The 19384-nt window shown below is 42.2% G+C and carries 16 protein-coding genes; all 16 read left to right on the top strand.

All coding sequences use genetic code 11. From position 1 onward, the window contains the following. Position 1: 1 nt before the first annotated feature. The 16 genes from A8806_RS07225 to A8806_RS07150 all read left to right on the top strand — a co-directional run bounded on the left by A8806_RS07225 (position 2) and on the right by A8806_RS07150 (position 19359). The gene (locus A8806_RS07225; RefSeq protein WP_109730509.1) at positions 2 to 685 is read left to right on the top strand and encodes a methionine ABC transporter permease; all 684 of its coding nucleotides are present in this window, start codon (positions 2 to 4) and stop codon (positions 683 to 685) included. Between the two features lie 191 nt (positions 686 to 876). Next, complete coding sequence (locus A8806_RS07220) at positions 877 to 3258, top strand: AraC family transcriptional regulator (protein WP_109730508.1); 2382 nt, start codon at positions 877 to 879, stop codon at positions 3256 to 3258. Positions 3259 to 3512: 254 nt separating this feature from the next. Then, complete coding sequence (locus A8806_RS07215) at positions 3513 to 3938, top strand: C-glycoside deglycosidase beta subunit domain-containing protein (protein WP_109730507.1); 426 nt, start codon at positions 3513 to 3515, stop codon at positions 3936 to 3938. A 13-nt stretch (positions 3939 to 3951) separates the two neighbouring features. Next, the gene (locus A8806_RS07210; RefSeq protein ID WP_109730506.1) at positions 3952 to 4929 is read left to right on the top strand and encodes a sugar phosphate isomerase/epimerase family protein; all 978 of its coding nucleotides are present in this window, start codon (positions 3952 to 3954) and stop codon (positions 4927 to 4929) included. A 15-nt stretch (positions 4930 to 4944) separates the two neighbouring features. Continuing rightward, positions 4945 to 6327: an MFS transporter gene (locus A8806_RS07205; protein ID WP_109730505.1), complete on the top strand. Its 1383-nt coding sequence runs from the start codon at positions 4945 to 4947 to the stop codon at positions 6325 to 6327. Continuing rightward, a complete protein-coding gene (locus tag A8806_RS07200) occupies positions 6324 to 7244 on the top strand; it encodes a sugar phosphate isomerase/epimerase family protein (protein WP_109730504.1) in 921 nt (306 codons plus the stop codon). Before A8806_RS07205 ends, A8806_RS07200 begins: the two co-directional genes overlap by 4 nt. Before the next feature lie 52 nt (positions 7245 to 7296). Then, positions 7297 to 8400 (top strand): Gfo/Idh/MocA family protein, encoded by a 1104-nt coding sequence (locus tag A8806_RS07195; RefSeq protein WP_109730503.1) that lies wholly within the window; start codon positions 7297 to 7299, stop codon positions 8398 to 8400. 25 nt (positions 8401 to 8425) lie between these two features. Next, the gene (locus tag A8806_RS07190; protein ID WP_109730502.1) at positions 8426 to 9298 is read left to right on the top strand and encodes a sugar phosphate isomerase/epimerase family protein; all 873 of its coding nucleotides are present in this window, start codon (positions 8426 to 8428) and stop codon (positions 9296 to 9298) included. 11 nt (positions 9299 to 9309) lie between these two features. Then, positions 9310 to 9750 (top strand): C-glycoside deglycosidase beta subunit domain-containing protein, encoded by a 441-nt coding sequence (locus A8806_RS07185; protein ID WP_109730501.1) that lies wholly within the window; start codon positions 9310 to 9312, stop codon positions 9748 to 9750. A gap of 61 nt (positions 9751 to 9811) precedes the next feature. After that, complete coding sequence (locus A8806_RS07180; RefSeq protein ID WP_109730500.1) at positions 9812 to 10870, top strand: Gfo/Idh/MocA family protein; 1059 nt, start codon at positions 9812 to 9814, stop codon at positions 10868 to 10870. A gap of 91 nt (positions 10871 to 10961) precedes the next feature. After that, positions 10962 to 11870, top strand: a complete 909-nt coding sequence (locus tag A8806_RS07175; RefSeq protein WP_242995976.1) for an AraC family transcriptional regulator — start codon at positions 10962 to 10964, stop codon at positions 11868 to 11870. Between the two features lie 147 nt (positions 11871 to 12017). Then, positions 12018 to 13448 (top strand): melibiose:sodium transporter MelB, encoded by a 1431-nt coding sequence (gene melB / locus A8806_RS07170; RefSeq protein ID WP_109730499.1) that lies wholly within the window; start codon positions 12018 to 12020, stop codon positions 13446 to 13448. Between the two features lie 19 nt (positions 13449 to 13467). After that, positions 13468 to 15693, top strand: a complete 2226-nt coding sequence (locus A8806_RS07165) for an alpha-galactosidase (RefSeq protein WP_109730498.1) — start codon at positions 13468 to 13470, stop codon at positions 15691 to 15693. A 205-nt stretch (positions 15694 to 15898) separates the two neighbouring features. Next, a complete protein-coding gene (locus A8806_RS07160) occupies positions 15899 to 17494 on the top strand; it encodes an AAA-like domain-containing protein (protein ID WP_109730497.1) in 1596 nt (531 codons plus the stop codon). A 229-nt stretch (positions 17495 to 17723) separates the two neighbouring features. Then, positions 17724 to 18227 carry a VOC family protein gene (locus tag A8806_RS07155; RefSeq protein WP_109730496.1) on the top strand — a complete coding sequence of 168 codons (504 nt, stop codon included), beginning with the start codon at positions 17724 to 17726 and terminating at the stop codon, positions 18225 to 18227. Position 18228: 1 nt separating this feature from the next. Then, complete coding sequence (locus A8806_RS07150; RefSeq protein ID WP_109730495.1) at positions 18229 to 19359, top strand: Gfo/Idh/MocA family protein; 1131 nt, start codon at positions 18229 to 18231, stop codon at positions 19357 to 19359. The last annotated feature ends 25 nt before the right edge of the window (positions 19360 to 19384 follow it).

Raw genomic sequence — 19384 nt, 5'->3', positions numbered from 1 at the left:
CATGTCAACTTTATTTGGAGAAAACGCAGAAAATTTTTGGAAGATGATTATGTTTCCGGCATTTGAGGCAACATTTCAAATGGTGATTATAACGACCATTTTAGGGACAGTATTAGGGGCGCTTGTAGCAATTATACTGGTAGTGACGAATAAAAATGGAATGCATCCTAATCGGATTATCTATAAGATCACTGCATTTCTTGTAAATGTAATAAGGTCCTTCCCCTTTGTTATTTTAATGGTATTCTTCCTCCCATTTACAAAAAGCATTATGGGTACGTCCATAGGTGTAAAGGCGGCCATTGTACCTCTGACGATATCGGCCACTGCCTTTATAGCAAGGTTAATCGAAAGTGCTATGCAGGAAGTCGACCCGTCATTAATCGAGGCAATGAAATCTTTTGGTATTTCAGATATCCGGCTTGTATGTGGTGTCATTCTTTCAGAAGCCGCGCCGGCAATTGTTTCAGGAATTATCGTTGCGACTGTTGCCATTCTTGGGTCTACCGCAATGGCAGGAACTATGGGAGCGGGCGGTATCGGAGCTACGGCAATTACATATGGTTACCAGAGCTTTAATTATGAAGTGATGTATGTGATAGCCTTTATTCTGGTGATTTTTGTCGAGGTAATTCAAGGTGCAGGAGATTATGTCTACAGGAAGATGAAAAACAGTAAAAAATAACCAATTTTGTATATCATTTGTACAGTTGCTTTACGTTATTACTCTCAGCCTATCAGTGCAGTGATAGGCTGTAGTGTACAGTATCCCCCTTCTTCATATAAACAGAACATATTTTGATATACTTGAAAGACCAGAGCTAAAAATGTTATGATACAATCATCAAGTGAAAGACATGATGAGGGATTAATACATTGAACGAAAGAGGTTTTCAAATCAGCATTTTCGAGCATATAGAGGAAGAATTTCAGTTTCAGTACGATGCAAGGCTGTTTTATGTTATTGACGGGGAACTTTGTGTGGAGATTGACGAAACGAAGTATCTCTTAGAAAAGGAAGACGTGATCCTTGTCCAATGTGGCACTGCAAAATGCAGACTGTCTGCCAGACGTGCGATCATCTGCGAAGTGTGTTATGAGAATCAGATGCTGCTGGGGGTAATGGGGGACCTGAAAGGCCGCTTTTTCTGCAATAGTGCCGTCGATACAAGAAGGTCTTACAATGAATTGAGGAATGCGCTGAAGAATCTGATTTACCAGCGGACAATACAGTCACATAAGACAACAAGTTATGAGAGCAGTATGGTATATCAGATACTGGATATTCTGGTCGAGAACTTCTGGACTGCCAGCAGGAGTCTTGCTGACAATGAAAATTCTGTGGATTACAAACTTCAGAAGATCATTCAATTCGTGAATCAGAATTACAGTGTACATATAAGTCTTGCGAAAGTAGCAGAGGAATTGTTTGTATCTACGTCGACGTTATCCCGCATCTTCCATAAGCAGACGGGGGTCTATTTCGCGGAATATGTTACAGAAGTCCGCCTTAAACATGTCGTGTCAAAATTAAGGTATACAGACGAAAATGTGACACGGATCGCTGTAGACTGCGGCTTTTCAGGGGCACCGGCGTTAAATAAGGCGTTCCGTGAGAAATATCAGGTATCCCCGACCGATTACAGGAAACAGTTGCGCGAGGAAGAAGTGTTAAAAGAGGAATCGGTGAGAAGGCTGCAGGATAAAATTCTGAAGGAGACTCAGGCGTCGGGAAAGGATGCGGCAAAAAGGGTATGTGAAGAAATCCGTGTTAGTGAGAGTGTTCCCTATAAGAAAAACTGGAACAAAACAATAAATATCGGTTCCGTCTTCCGATTATCCGAGGTGAATATCCAGTTCCAGACATTGGAATTAGTAAACGGGCTGGGATTTTCCCACATAAGGCTATGGAATGTCTTTTCGAAAAAACTGATGATTACAGACGGAAAGACAACAGGACACTATAATTATAATCAGATAGATGTGATATTTGATTTCCTTGTATCGAATCATATTCACGTTTTTCTGGATTTTGGAAACAGACCGGATACCGTAATCAAGGGTGAGGGAGTCGCATTATTTTATGAGCAGGAATGTATAGAATTTGAATCAAAACGAATCTGGGGTGCCAGTGTAAAGGATCTGATTCTCCATCTGCTGAAACGCTACGGAAAAGAAGAACTGGAACAGTGGATATTCGAGCTGACATATAATGTTGTGAAGACGGAAGTACAATGCTATAAAGATGAAAACTTCCAATACATTGAAGCATTTAAACTGTTTTACCAGATTATCAAACAGGAACTTCCGAATGCATGTGTCGGGGGCTATTCGGCATTATTAGGAGATGGCAGGGAGTTTTTCCGGTCATTTCTGAAGAACTGTAAAAAAGAAAGATGCATCCCGGATTATGTATCCATTATATTGTTCCCTTATGAACAAGTACGGCAGGATAAAAAATATATCTATAAGAGGAATCAGGAAAAGAATCTGGAACTGCATGAAATCGCTGCCTATAAAAAGATACTGGAAGAAGAGAGTGCAGAAGACTGTAAACTAATCATCACAGAATGGAATAGTTCATTATCCAGCAGGAATTACATGAATGACAGTTGTTTCCGTAGTACATATCTGGTAAAAAAAATAAGTGAAATCTGGGATTCAGTTGATATGGTCTGCTTTTGGGTCGGCTCCGACTGGATCAGCAGTTATTATGACACGAGGGGAATTGTCAACGGCGGGGCCGGCATCATAACAATGGATAATATAAAGAAGCCGGTATGGTACGCTTTTTCCTTTTTAAACTCTCTCGGGGAGGAATTGATCAGTAAGGGGGAAAACTATATCCTCACTAAAAAAGAGGATAACAGTTTTATTCTTTTGTGTTTTAATTACAAAGAGTTTGGCTACAATTATTTTCTTCAGAATGAAGACGACATTGATCTGATGAGAATTGCCGAATTATTCGAAGACACGGGGCAGATGGAACTTGAATTAAAACTGACCCGGCTGGAACGGGACTGCAATTATATAGTAAAGAAGCGTCAGGTAAACAGTGAATATGGGTGTGTCCTTACAGAGTGGATGAAATTTGACTGTGCCGTTAACCTTGACAGGTCGGATATCAAATATATCCAGGCTATGAGTATTCCACATATGGAACGGTATACTATAAGTTCAAATGACCATACACTGACATTATCAACAGAAATGAGAGATCAGGAGATTGCATTGTTCCACATATATAAAGAACGTTAAATCTGAAGTCAAAAAGTTTATGCTTATAATATAGCATAAGCTTTTTTTTGCTGCTTTTTTAATTTATTTTATGATATGTAAATGGGAAAATGGTATGCAACAAAACGAGAAAAATGTTGCAAGCTAAAAAGCAGCAGCGAGAAATATTGCAACAGAATCCGGATATTGTAAAATCTGAGAAAAGCAAAGCAGAGAAAAAGAAGATAAGATAATAGCAGATAGAAAAAAACAAAGCGTAAGGAAAGGAGAAAACAATGGCAATTGCAATGAGAGTCAATTACACAGATGTACTAAGGGACGGTACACTGAAAAATTTTTATGTCAACGGGGAAAAGATGGGGTATCAGTTTGATATCCGGCTCAGCTATTACAGAGGACATTTCCTTTCAGTTATTGACGAATTGACATTGAAGGTTGATGGAAGAGAAGTAAAAGAGGAGGATATTATTTTCTGCCTCCACGGTAAGGAATTTGGTGTTAACCAGTTAAAAGGAGCCACATCTGAATTCTGGGGAATCAAAGAACCGGCAACGATCCGGGTATTTCAAAAAGACGGTCTTGAAACAGGTAACCATGAAGTCGATTTCCACATGATTTTCCGCTCACCATATATGCCGATTAGTGAGACGGAATTCATGCCGATAGACAGTTCAGAGTGTAAAGTCATGGACATAAAGTAGGGAGGAAAGAAAAGTGGGAAATGTAAAATTAGGAGTTACGTTATATTCCTTTACGAAAGAATACTGTGAAGGAAGTATGTCAATGGAAGACTGCATCCGCACAGCAAAAGAGATGGGTGCGGAAGGATTTGAAATTGTTGCAACACAGATGATTCCGTCTTATCCTTATATCAGCGATCAGTTTTTAGGAGAGATAAAGGCAATCTGCCAGAATTACGATATTGAAGCAGTGTGCTACGGTGCCAACATGGACTGCGGTATGAGAGCGGACAGAAGGCTTACCGAGGACGAGATGGTAGAGCGCGCGATCATGGATATCAGAAGTGCAAATAAAATGGGATGTAAGGTCATCCGCCAGCAGTATCTGTTAAGTCCGAACGGACTGGCAAGAATTGCACCTTATGCAGAGGCATACGGCGTAAAAGTAGGAATAGAGATTCACAATCCGGAGACACCGAATACACCGGTTATTATGCAGTACAGGGAAGCAATTGATAAGAGCGGGTCTGGTTATATCGGATTTGTACCGGATTTTGGATGCTTTGCAACGAAACCGAACAAACCACACTGGGATCAGGCACTGAAAGACGGAGCAGATTTAAAACTACTCGAGATGGCAAGAGACATGAGATATGATGCCGTACCAATGGATGAGGCACATGCAAAGCTGACAGAAGCGGGGGCAACGAACAAAGAACTCGCGATCCTTCAGGAAATGTACGCATTCCTGCAGTTTAAGAAGGACTGCAAAGCAGAACTGGAAGGATTGAAGGAAATCATGCCGCATTGTTTCCATATGCACGGTAAGTTCCATTACCTGTATGAGAATCTGGAAGAGGCAAGCATTCCCTATCAGGAAATCATGAAGGTCATTAAAGAATCAGACTTTAGCGGATATATTGTTTCCGAATATGAAGACCATGAATCAGGTAATGCCTTATTAATGACGAAACGCCATCAGCAGATGATGAGAAATATTCTGAAACAGTAAGAGAGGAAAAGTGAAATGAACGAGATGAAGAGGGCGACAAAAGCGGCAGTTATATGTTATGGATTTGGAGATATGGCATCACAGTTTGTCTGGACATTCGTAGGCTCTTATTTAACTATTTTCTATACAGACGTAGTCGGACTGGCACCGGTTGTGATTTCCACAATTATGCTGGCTGCACGTATCTGGGATGCATTTAATGATCCAATGATGGGGGCGATTGCAGAGCGTTCACGTTCTAAGTTTGGTCGGTTCAGGCCGTGGATCGCATTCGGCTGCCCTGTCCTTGCAGTATTCGGGGTACTTACATTTACAAACCCGTTCAGCGGCACATCAACCGCAGGAATACTCTGGGCGGCAGTTACATATATCATTGCCGGAATGCTTTACACATTAGTTAACATCCCATATGGTGCACTTCCGGCAGTCATGAGTGAGGATGCAGGACAGAGAACAAAAATGAATGTTTCGAGAAACATCGGAATGAATGTCGGTATGTTAATTGTAAATGTAGCTACGGCAGGACTCGCGTTACATTTCTCCCAGGCAGGGGCAAAAGTGGCAGATGGTCATGGGTATATGATGACCGCAGTGGTATATGGCATTGTTTCCATCCCTCTGTTTCTGATTGTATTCTTTACAGCGAAAGAGGTCATTATGCCGACAGAAAAACCGGCAAAATTCTCAATGAAAGATACAGTCGGCAATCTGGTAAAAAATAAGTACCTGATGATTGTTTCCTTAGTTATGCTGCTTGTTATGACTGCTTATATGGGCAGGATTGCCGTAACGGCCTACTATGTAATCTATTGTTTAGGTTCTTATTCCCTGATTGCAGTAATTATGACGATTCCATCCATTGGCAGTATTATCGGTTCGCTGTTTGTCCCGATGCTGACAAAGAAATTCGGTAAGCGGAATATATTTATACTTTCTGCAATCGTAGATGGGATCGCCCTGCTTATTATTTACTTCATCCCATTTGATAATATGCCGCTGATTATCGCCGGCCACTGCCTGTTTGGTATTTTTAATTTCGCTATGCCGTTATCTCTTTCAATGGTTGCAGATTCTGTAGATTATATGGAATATAAGACAGGTGTAAGAACTGATGGTACGGCATATGCAACTTACGGGCTGGCAACCAAAGTCGGTAATGCGATCGGAGGGAGCGCGGGTGTACTTTTACTTGCAGCATTTGGATATGTTGCAAATGCAGAACAAACCGTGGCAACTCAAAATGGAATTAATGTCGTTGTAAATCTTGCCCCTGCAATCTTATATTTCCTCGCGGCACTTGCATTGCTGCTTTGGAAGATGACGGATAAAGAGGCGGATGAAATGAGACAGGAATTATCAGAAAGAAGAAATAAGAAAAATGTGGAGGCTGCAAAATGAAATTAGGGTTTGTATCAGCTATTTTAGACCAGTCAACATTTGAGGAAATGATTGATCAGGCATCTGAACTGGGATATGAGTGTGTCGAAGCGGCCTGCTGGCCGGCTGGCAAAGCAGAGAGAAGGTATGCGGGAGTCAGCCATATTGATGTGAATAAAGTTATGGAAGATGATGCTTATGCAAAGTATGTGATGGATTACTGCAAAGAGAAGAACGTGGAGATTTCATCACTTGCATACTACCCGAACACGATGGATGCGGATTTAGAAAAACGCAAAGCAGCGGTGGAACATCTGAAGACATTAATTACCGCCAGCCATAAGCTTGGAATTGATATGGTTACGACGTTTATCGGACGTGACCAGTCAAAAACAGTAGAAGAAAATCTGGAGCTCGTAAAAGAAATCTGGCCGCCGGTCATGGAACTGGCCAAAGAAAACCATGTGAGAGTTGCGATTGAAAATTGCCCGATGTTATTCGGGCAGGACCAGTGGCCGGGTGGACAGAACCTCATGACAACACCGGCTGTCTGGAGAAAAGTGTTTGAGATACTGCCATATGACAATCTGGGTATCAATTATGACCCTTCCCATTTTGTATGGCAGATGATCGATTATATCAAACCGATCTATGAGTTTAAAGACAAGATTTTCCACGTGCATTATAAGGATATCAAGGTTTACAAAGACCGCTTAGACCAGGTAGGAATTATGGGATACCCGTTAGACTTCATGTCACCGAAGCTTCCCGGGTTAGGAGATGTGGACTGGGGAAAATATGTATCTGCACTGACGGATATAGGGTATGACGGATATACATGTATCGAAGTTGAGGATAAGGCTTTCGAGGGTACGGCAGAGGCCGTATTAAAATCACTGAAACTGAGCAAAAAATATATGGAGCAATTTGTGATTTAAGGGAATCCTTAATGATTTCCGATAGTTATGATTTTAGAAAGGAAGAAAAAAGATGAAAAAATTAAAGGTAGCAATCATTGGATGTGGAGGTATTGCCAACCAGAAACACCTCCCGGCACTTAAGAATAATGCGGATATGAACGAAATCATTGCATTCTGCGATGTGATTGAAGAAAGAGCAGTAAAAGCTGCAGAGGAATTCGGTGCAGAAGGTGCAAAGGTTTATACTGATTACAACGAACTGCTTGCAAATCCAGATGTTGAGGTCGTACATATCTGTACACCGAATGTGTCACACAGCGAAATTGCAATCGCAGCATTTGCCGCAAAAAAACACGTATATTGTGAAAAGCCGATGTCACACAGCCCGGCCGAAGCAGAAAAGATGGTGGAGGCATGGAAAAAATCTGGCATGCAGTTTACGATCGGCTACCAGAACCGTTTCCGTGCAGAAGTACAGAATTTACATGCTGCATGTGAAAAAGGTGAACTCGGAGATATTTACTATGGGAAAGCTCATGCAGTCCGCCGCAGGGCCGTTCCGACATGGGGCGTGTTCATGGATAAACAGCAGCAGGGTGGAGGGCCGCTGATTGATATCGGAACACATGCTCTTGATATTACACTCTGGTGTATGGACAACTACGATGTGGACAGTGTATCCGGTTCCGTATTCTATAAACTGGGCAACCTGCCACAGGCAACAGAAGGCAACTTATTCGGGGCATGGGACCCAGAGACATATGAAGTAGAAGACTCCGCGCTTGGCTTCATTAAAATGAAAAACGGGGCCACAATCAATCTGGAAGCAAGCTGGGCATTGAATATGCTGGATTCCAGAGAGGCATCCACGACACTCTGTGGAACAGAGGCCGGAGCAGAGATTCACTCTGGAATGAGCTACCCGAAGAATGAATTGATTTACAACCGCGGCAGAAACGGACAGCTGATGGAGGAGACAATCTCCCCGACGGGAAGTATTGCATACTTTGGCGGCGGCAGCGGTGAAGAAGGAACCATCGACTGCAAACAATGGCTGGAAGCCGTGGCAAATGGAACAGAGCCGCTCGTAAAACCAGAAGAGGCACTGGCTGTAACTAAGATTCTAGATGCAATTTATAAATCGGCAGAGGAAAAAAGAGAGATTAAATTCTAATACTTTGTAGAATAGGGGATTGATTATGTTTCATTATGATAGAAAAGGACCGAAACGTGGAGTGGCATTATATAGTTATTCAGCTGAGTATGGCCTCACAAAAACATTGGAGGACTGCTTTGAGGATGTACATGATATGGGGGCCCACGGAATTGAGATTCTGGCAAACACCCACATCGAAAACTATCCGTATCCGACAGATGAATGGGTGGAAAACTGGTTCCGCCTCTGCGATAAATACGAGGTGGTCCCGGTGGAATACGGGAACTGGATTGATTCCCATGTGTTAGGTTTCAGGGACCTTACAACAGAGGAATCCTATGAGATGCTTGCCAGGGACATGCGTCTTGCACACAGGCTTGGATTCACAGTCATGAGAACAAAGATGCCGGTCATTACGGATGCACTCGATCCGGTGGCAAACTGGAAAGAAATTATAAAGATGGCTCTTCCGCTCGCAGAGGAACTGGGAATTCAGATGTGCCCTGAAATCCATACGCCAACAAACCTGAAAAGCAAGATGGTAATGGATTATGTAGATTTTATGAAAGAAACCGGTACAAAAAATTTCGGCTTAAATATTGATTTCAGTGTTTTCCGCACAGAGTTTGGTGAAAATGACTATAAAGACCCGAACTATGTGGCGAACACCCCGGAAGACTTAATCCCATTACTCCCATATGTTTACTGCTGCCATGCAAAATTCATTCAGATGAACGACGAGTTCGAAGAGACAACGATCCCATATAAAGAAGTGATTCAAGTACTCAAAGACCATAACTGGGACGGATATCTCCTGAGTGAATATGAAGGGGCAGATAAATATGACCCCGGATATGAGGTTGGGCAGACGCTTCGCAGACAGCACATTATGCTGAAGAACTACATTGGGGATTAGGAGGAAATAAGATGGAACGAGAAGTAATCCAGTCAGTGGGATTTCGCAATATAAAAAAGGACGGGAAGATAACAGGCTTTCAAATGAAGATAAGGCTTCCTTATTACCGTGGAGTATTTTTAAGCCAGTTAAGGCCGGGCACCTTGATTGTAGACGGTCAAAGGTATGAAAAAGAAGACATCATCTGGAATATCAAAGGCGAAGACTATACTTATGAAGAAATGAAAACCAACTATGATACCCATTGGGCGGTTACCACACCTGCGGTATTAAAGGTTCAGAAAGAAGGCGGACTGGCACAGGGCTTTCATGATATTACATATGGCTTCTGTTTTACATCTTCATACATGCCTCCTATGATGCAGGATACACTGGACCCGGATGAAGAAAGTGAGATTTTTATGCCTGAATTCGGGCATCACGTGAACCACAGACATCTTCTGATTGTATAGGGTCAGGCAAGCAGCATGACTTTAACGGACAACATAAAATGATAGAAAGAAGGAAACAAAAATGAGTATAAAATTTGGTATTATCGGACACGGTTTTATGGGACACGAGCACGAGACCATGCTGACTCAGATGGATGGAATCGAAGTAACCGGAATCTGTGATATCCAGCCGAAACAGCTGGAAGATGTAAAGGAAGGAATCATCCGGTACAATTCAGCGGAAGAAATGCTTGCGAATCCGGATATACAGGTAGTGATCATTGCTGCCAACAATAACCAGCATCTTGACCTTGTAACAAAGGCAGCCAATGCGAAAAAAGATATCATCTGTGAAAAGCCGGTCGCTATGAGTGTAGCAGAGCTAGACGAGATGATGAAAGCTGTGAACGAAAATGGTGTGAAATTTACGGTACACCAGCAGAGAAGGTTCGATCCGGATTTCAGGACAATCAAAGAAATCTATGATCAAAAAGCGTTAGGCGATATCTTTACAATTAAGAACCAGTTATATGGATTCAACGGTAACATGCATGACTGGCACGTTTATATTTCAGAAGGCGGCGGAATGTTATTCGACTGGGGTGTTCACTTGTTAGACCAGCTTCTCTGGATGATCGATGCAAAAGTGACTTCTGTGTTTGCCACTATGAAGAATGTAATAAATGAAGAAGTGGACGACTTCTTTAATATTCAGCTTGTATTTGAAAATGGAATCACGGCAGAGGTTGAACTGGGAACTTACTACTTAAAAGATCAGCCGAAATGGTTCGAACGTCACTGGTTCATGGGCGGAAACGAAGGTTCTGCTTATGTAGACGGGTTCGACCCGGAAGGCAGGATTGTCAGAACAACCGGACTGCTGACGAACGTCAAAGGCTCAAGGACAATGACGGCGGCAGGACCAACGAGGTCATTTGGCAATCCAAGAGAAGGCTTGATTGTAACAGAAGAACTGCCGGAGGTTCATACATGCCATGAAAACTATTTCGAGCAGTTTATAAAGGCTTACCACGGCGAAGAAGAATTTTTCGTGAAGGTTCCTGAAGTACGGAGAGTGTTAAGGCTGATGGAAGCAGTCAGGGAGTCGGCGAGGACGAAGAAATCGGTTGATTTTGAATAGTGTAAAAAAAGTGATAGCTGATCTCTTCCTTGCAAATGCTAAAACTCCAATGTAAAATAAATATAAGCTATTTTACAAAGGAGGCAGATCAATGGCAAAAGAAGACAGACCAATGAAAAATTGTTATGAGATGAAACTTTCTGACAGGAAATTTGGTGATTTATACTTATGCTTTTGCGGTTATGCGGATTGTTCCCCATTACATAGTTTCGGTCCGGCTGTGCGCCCTAACTACATTATTCATTACATATTAAAAGGAAGAGGATGTTATCATATAAGCAATACACGGTATGATTTGAAAGCAGGACAGGGCTTTTTGATTGTGCCTGATATTCAGACATTTTATCAGGCCGATGAAAAAGATCCCTGGTCCTATCTTTGGATTGGATTTGCAGGGAATAATGCGGAGGATTATTTAAGAGATTTGGGGCTGAATAGCAGCCAGCCTGTTTTTAGCTGCAGCAGGGGGGCTGAGTTAAAGCTTACGGTCCTGAATATGCTGAAGAATAACACTTCCACAATATCCAACCAATATCTTTTAGAAAGCCTGCTCTATTCCTTTTTTGCCATTTTGACAAAGGATATCGAAATCCCCTCTGGGAAAAAGGAAAGTAAAGAAAACAGGTATGTACGGCAGGCAATTGAGTATATACAAAATAATTATTCGAACCCGCTCCATATATCAGACATTGCAGACTATGTCTGCATAAACCGCAGTTATCTTTATACCCTGTTTCAGCAAAACCTTGGTATGTCTGTACAGGAGTATCTGACGAATTTCCGACTGACACGCGCAACAGAGCTTCTTGTCCTCACAGAACTTTCAATTGAGGGTGTTGCCATGTCCTGCGGTTACAAGGATGCCCTGATCTTTTCTAAAATGTTCAAAGCCCAAACCGGAATTACGCCTTCAAGCTATCGGCGCAATCACCGGCAGGAGGTCAAGGACAGCCTGATTAAAAATCGTGACAGGCTGGATGAACTGCAGACTCTTTTGTAGTCTGCAGTTATTTAACATTTTGACTGTTTTTCTTAACAAATCATTCTAACCCAATTCTAAAATCCTGTCTATAATTACCTATATCGAAGGAAATATGCGCAGTTTCCCCAATCATAATTTAAGAAATAGGATATGGAGGAAATTTTTATGAGTACAACAGGTAAACAGGCTTCTGTGCCGCAGTATAAACACGTATCTACACGTGAAAAGTTATGTTTCGGCGTCGGTGCCATCGGCAAGGATGCTATAGTGAATATGGTCGGTTCCTTTCTGATGCTATATTTAACGGATACACTGTACCTTGCACCGGCTTTCGTAGGCACACTCTTTTTTGTGGCACGTATCTGGGATGCTGTTAACGACCCGATTATGGGGATGATAGTTGATAATACCCGTACCAGATTCGGAAAATTCAGAATCTGGCTTATCGTCGGAACATTAGTTAATTCCGTAGTTTTTGTATTTTTGTTTACAAGCTGCGGGCTGAAGGGGACTGCCTTGTATGTCTATGTTGCCGTGGTTTATATAGTGTATGGGATGACTTATACCATTATGGATGTCCCTTACTGGTCATGGCTGCCTAATCTGACCAATGACCCCCGTGAACGTGAAAGGGTTTCCGTTATTCCCCGGTTTTTTGCAAGTTTTGCAGGATTTATTGTTGCTACATTTGGACTATATATTATCAATGGACTTAACAAATTGACTGGTAACGACAACCTGTACCATGAACAAGGGTTTACCATATTCGCGATTACCATTGCTGTTATATTTATCATAACCATTGGAATTACTGTTTTTAATGTAAAAGAAGATTCAACATTGGATTCTAACGTCCAAAAAACAAGCCTGCGCCAGGCACTGCACATCATCGTCAAGAATGACCAGCTCCTTGCATTCATCGGTTTGCTGCTGACATATAATCTCTGTACACAGATAGCCAAAGGTTTTGCGGTATATTATTTTAAAAATGTCTGCGGCAATGAATACCTTTACTCCATTTTTGGGTTTGCGATTATTGCAGAAATGCTCGGCCTTATCTGTTTTCCTAAAATCGCGGGGATGATCAGCCGGCAAAAAGTATTCGGACTCGCATGTATATTGCCGATTATTGGTCTTAGTGCCTTAGGAATCATGGGATTTATCGCACCCTCCAGTAAAATTGTAGTCATTATCTGCTGTGCGTTCCTTTTCTTCGGTTCTGGCTTATCTCTGGGAGTTACAACCTGCTGTATGGCCGATGTCATTGACTATGGAGAGGTTAAATTCGGAGTCCGCAATGAAAGCGTTACCTGTTCCACCCAGACTTTTCTCATGAAAGCTGCCATGGCAGCGGCAGGCGGACTTACAGGCATAGGGCTTCAGATCATTGGATACAATGCAAAAGCCGCTGTTCAGACGGCAGGAACACTCCTCGGTATCAGAGTATTGATGATTGTGATACCGATCATACTCATCATAATGAGCTATTGCATTTACAGGAAGTTTTATAAGCTAAAAGGAAAAACAATGGCAGAAGTTACAGAAAAAGTAAATGCCATACATGCAGCACAGAAAAAAATTGGAATGAATGTATAAATTCAGCAGGAGGATCATTATGAGTATCATATACCATGAAGGCACACAGACCTTTCACTTATACAACGACACGATAAGCTATATCACCACCGTACTGCCTAACAGACATATGGGGCAGCTTTATTTTGGCAGAAAAATCCATGACAAGGATAACTTTTCTTATCTGCTTGAGATGTGTCCCCGCCCAATGAGTTCACATCCTTATGAGGGTGACATTTTGTTTTCGCTGGAGCATGTAAAGCAGGAGTACGGTGTATATGGCACGACGGATTACAGGCATCCGGCCGTTGAAATTTCGCAGGAGAACGGCAGCCGCCTCAGTGATTTCCAATATGAAAGTTACCATATCATTCCGGGCAAACCTGCCCTCGCAGGGCTGCCTGCAACCTATACCGAGGATGACGGGGAAGCTGAGACCTTACAATTGGTTTTAAAAGACCCGGTTACCCATATAAAGCTGGAACTCTTTTATACAGTATTTGTCAGAGGCGGTGCTCTGGCCAGAAGCGCCAGACTCACCAATGAGGGCAATGAGCCAGTGCATCTTACACGGGCAATGAGCCTGTGCATGGACCTGCCGGATAAAGACTATGAATGGATCCAGTTCTCAGGAGCCTGGGCGAGGGAACGCCATATGAAAACAAGGAAACTGGAGCAGGGGATTCAGGCCATAGACAGCCTGCGCGGCAATTCCTCCCACGAACATAATCCGTTTCTTATACTAAAACGTCCAAATGCCGATGAATCTCACGGCGAGGCAATTGGATTCAGCCTGATATACAGTGGGAATTTTCTTGCACAGGCAGAAGTGGATACTCATGACACTACCCGCATATTGATGGGAATCAATCCCTGCGGTTTTGACTGGAAACTGGATCTTGGGGAAACCTTCCAGACACCGGAAGCTGTTATGGTATATTCTTCCGACGGACTGAACAAAATGAGCCAGACCTTCCACAAACTCTATCAGAAACGCCTTGTCAGGGGTTATTGGAGAGATAAGGAGCGTCCTATCCTGAATAACAATTGGGAGGCCACTTATTTTGACTTCACAGAGGATAAGCTTGTGACAATTGCAAAAAAAGCGAAAGAAAGCGGCGTGGAGCTCTTTGTTCTGGATGACGGCTGGTTTGGTGCACGCAGCAACGACTATGCGGGTCTTGGAGACTGGGTTGCAAATCTTGAGCGGCTGCCGAATGGAATTACCGGACTTGCCGAGAAGATCGAAAATCTGGGCTTGAAATTCGGCCTGTGGTTTGAGCCGGAGATGGTTAACGCTGATTCTGACCTTTACCGTGCCCATCCTGACTGGATTTTAAAGACTCCCGGACGCAGCATTTCTCACGGAAGGAACCAGTATGTACTTGATTTTTCCAGAAAAGAAGTAGTGGACTGCATCCATGACATGATGGCAAAAATCCTTTCAGAAGCCAAAGTATCCTATATTAAATGGGATATGAACCGGAGCATAACAGAATGCTATAGCGGGGCACTGCCCGCGGACCGTCAGGGAGAGGTCTTCCACCGGTATATACTCGGTGTTTATGATCTGTACGAAAGACTGACCAGTGAATTCCCCCATGTCCTGTTCGAGTCCTGCGCAAGCGGCGGAGGGAGGTTTGATCCCGGAATGCTGTATTATGCACCCCAGGCATGGACAAGTGACGATACCGATGCGGTAGAACGCCTGAAAATACAGTACGGCACCTCTCTGTGCTACCCAATCAGCAGTATGGGAAGCCATGTTTCAGTGACTCCGAACCATCAGGTACTTCGGGAAACCCCTCTTCATACAAGGGCAAATGTGGCTTACTTTGGAACATTTGGATATGAGCTTGACCTCAACAGACTGACTGAAGAAGAACAGGAGGAAGTAAAACAGCAGATTGCTTTCATGAAGGAATACCGGAAATTAATTCAATTCGGTACATTTTACCGCCTGAAGAGCCCGTTTGAAGACAACGTGACAGCATGGATGGACGTAAGCGAAGACAAGAAAACAGCTGTGGTTGGCTGGTACCGCGTATTAAACGGAGCCAACCTTCCATATAGCCGTATTAGGCTTCAAGGATTGAATCCTGACTGCTGTTATTTAAATCTGACTAACCATACAGAAAATTATGGCGATGAACTGATGAACTTAGGATTGATTACCACGGATGCGTCTTGTGGTGAACTTCCTCATGACGGATCTATATGTGGGGACTTTGATTCAAAAATCTTTGTGCTCAAAGCAAGGGAATAGGAGAGTATGCTGATATCCTGAATATACTCCCGAAGACTTTGGGCTCTGTACTTGGTGGTTTTTAATGAGTAGATACAATTATTTTATAAGCACAGTATCCTTTTGATAAGGTTTGGAACAAATGATTGTGCTATAAGTTGGAATGCCGTATAATGTAATCAGTACAGTGGAAAATAAGCAGTATTGGAAAACAGGAGTGTGCAGCATGGGCAAGTATTTTAATACGGAAGGTGTCTGCCTGCCGGATTTACATTACATGGTTGAGGTCAACAGGCAGTTAAGGGAAATTAAGAATCTTGTAGATGCCGGGAAATATTTTACGATCAACAGGGCGAGACAGTATGGGAAAACAACGACTATTCGTCAGCTTGTGCGGGCGCTTTCCCCAGATTATATTGTATTTTCAATTAGTTTTGAGGGGATGGGTGACTTTGTTTACAGGAATGACACCAATTTCTGCAGGGAATTTAGCGGACTCCTATGTGATACGATTGAGTATGGGGAAACAACGGAGGTTCCGAAAGAGACTTTTCAGATCTTATCTGAGTATGCAAAAGGCGAGAAGCAGCTGTCTTTCAGGGAATATTCAAATGTGATTTCACAGATGTGCAGGGATAGCGTAAAGCCGATTATTCTAATAATTGACGAGGTGGATCAGGCGAGTGGAAGCACAACATTTTTAAGTTTTCTTGGAATGTTAAGAGATAAATATCTGAAACGAATTGACCGTCCTACTTTCCAGTCAGTTATTTTAGCAGGAGTACACGACATTAAGAATTTGAAACTAAAGATGCGTGGTGATGAGGAACAGCAATATAATAGTCCTTGGAATATTGCTGCTGATTTCAATGTGGATATGAGCCTGTCAATGGACGGAATTGCAGAGATGCTGGAGAAATATGAAGAAGACTGGCATACAGGTATGGATGTCATGGAGATGGCAGGGATGATATCTAATTATACATCTGGTTATCCTTATTTGGTTTCACGTCTTTGCAAGATTATAGATGAAAGAGTTTCCGGCAGTGAAAAATATCCGGATAAGCGGTCAGCATGGAGCAAATCGGGATTTCTGGAGGCTGAAAGGATTCTTTTGCAGGAAAAGAATACATTGTTCGAATCATTGATTCATAAACTGACGACTTATCCGGAAATGGACGAAATGCTGTATGCCCTGTTGTTTTCAGGCAGAGGGATTGCGTATAATCCAATGAATCCGGCTATTGATATTGCATCAATGTTTGGCTTTGTTAAAAATAGGGATGGAATGGTAGAGCCGGCGAACAGGATATTTGATACATTACTCTATAATTACTACCTATCTGCAAACGAGATGCACGAGAAAGATATCTATAAAGCATCTTTAAAGGACAAAAACCAGTTTATTACAGGTGGACAATTAAATATGCGGCTGATATTAGAGAAGTTTGTGGAGCATTTCACAGAATTGTATGCCGATAGTGATGAAACATTTTTAGAAGAAGAGGGCAGAAAATATTTCCTGCTTTATCTCAGGCCTATAATCAATGGAATTGGGAATTATTATATTGAGTTCAGAACAAGAGGAATGCGGCGTACAGATGTGATTGTTGATTATCGAGGCGAGCAGTCAATCATTGAAATGAAGATATGGCATGGAGATGAGTATAATCGCCGAGGAGAGGAACAATTAGCTGAATATCTGGAGGATTACAAGAAAAGTAAAGGGTATATGATTAGTTTTAACTTTAATAAAAACAAACAGGTTGGTGTACATGAAGTATTCGTTAAGAATAAAGTTTTAGTTGAAGCAGTCGTATAAATATATATCAGAAAGAAAAATATGGGAAACATATCCCCACCGGAAAATTCAATGCTGTCAAGCATTGATTCCGGTGGGGATATTCTTTTTGGGGATTGCAGTGGTTCAGCAGTTAAGTTCAAAATAAAGATGTCCGAATTAACCAACTACAGTTGTCTACTGAAGCCATATTCTGATTCAGTAATAGCCTTTATAATAAAAACCAGTAAATAATTCAGGAGGAAATACAATGATCAAAGGTATATCACACATTGGATTTGATGTGAAAAACATGGAGGCAATGCTGGACTTCTACTGCAATGCGCTGGGGATGAAGAAAAAATTTTCTATGACTTTTTCTCAGGCCCTTAGAAAAATGCAGTCGGAACCACAAGCGGAGATGAATGAAGAACTTACGGGATTTATGCAGTATCTGGGTCAGATGGGGGATAAAGAATGGTTTGTATATCTGGAGATGGCACCAAACCAACTGATAGAGTTATTCTATCAGTACGGGGAGAAAAAGGAACTGCCAGATATCAAACAGTATTATGGATATCAGCATTTTAGTCTTGAGGTTGATAATATTCATGAATTGTGGGACAGAGTATGCCAGTATGGAATAAAACCGGACAGTCCCATACGGAAAGGGGTGGATGGGACATACCAGTTCTGGCTGACAGATCCGGATGGCAACCATTTTGAAGTGATGGAGTATACAAAGGAATCATTGCAGATAACAGGAGATGAATAATATGGTAAAAACAGTAAAAACCGCAATCGTAGGATGCGGAACAATCAGTGAGAAGTATATGGAAAATCTAAAGAACAAGTTTTCCATAATAGATCTGGCAGGATGCTGTGATGTGAATGTTTCATTGTCAGAAAAAATGGCCGGGAAATATGGTATTCAACAGATGTCAATGGAAGATATCCTTAATGACAGCAGTATTGAAATGGTGGTGAATCTGACACCTCCCAGTGTACATTATTCAGTCATTAAACAATTACTGGAAGCTGGCAGGCATGTGTATACAGAAAAAGTCCTGTCAATTGAATATGAACAGGCAAAAGAGCTTACAGAACTTGCTGAAGAAAAAGCCCTGTATCTGGGGGCAGCACCAGATACTTTTCTGGGTGCGGCAATTCAAAATGCAAAAGATATTGCTGACAGCGGGATGATTGGAGAGGTCAAATCATGCCATGCTTTTGTAAACAGAGATTACAATACACTCAGCGAATTCATCCCCTATTTATCGAAAAAAGGGGGGAGCATCGGTGTAGATGTAGGTATTTATTACCTGACTGCACTTCTTTTTCTATTAGGCCCGGTTTCGGCAGTAACAGGTATGAAAAATAAACCGGTGGAGCGTATGCATAGATTTCCTTTTATGGGGAATTATGGAGAAACATATGAGACAGAAGTTGAAAGCATTCTCACAGGCATGATGGAATTTGAAAATGGTGCACTGGGAACAGTTCATTTCAATTCAGACTGTATTTTTCCGGAAATGCCTGGATTAACGGTCTATGGGACGGAAGGAATTCTAAATATGGCAGATCCAAATGGATTCGGAGGGGAAGTCTCTGTTCTAAGAAAGGGGCAGGATACCCCTGTTATCATTCCATCTAACTATGGATATGCGGAAGAAAGCCGTGGCCTGGGTGCGGCAGAGATGGCATGGGCCATAAGGAATCAAAGAAAGCACAGGGCAAATGCAGGGCTGGCCCTTCATGCAGTAGAAATTCTGCACGGGTTTACGCAAAGCAGTGAGAGTGGGAAGTATTATAGAATGCAGAGCACGTTCGAGAAAATACCGGGACTGAAGCCGGGGTATCTGGATAGAAATTATCCCGGAAATAACGCTGAGGGTTCGATTGTTTAAACTATTGGAGTCTTTAAAATGAATG

It is taken from the genome of Faecalicatena orotica, assembly GCF_003149245.1.
Taxonomy (GTDB): domain Bacteria; phylum Bacillota; class Clostridia; order Lachnospirales; family Lachnospiraceae; genus Faecalicatena_A; species Faecalicatena_A orotica.
Note: the sequence above shows the minus strand (reverse complement) of the source record. Positions and strands in the feature narration are given on the sequence as shown.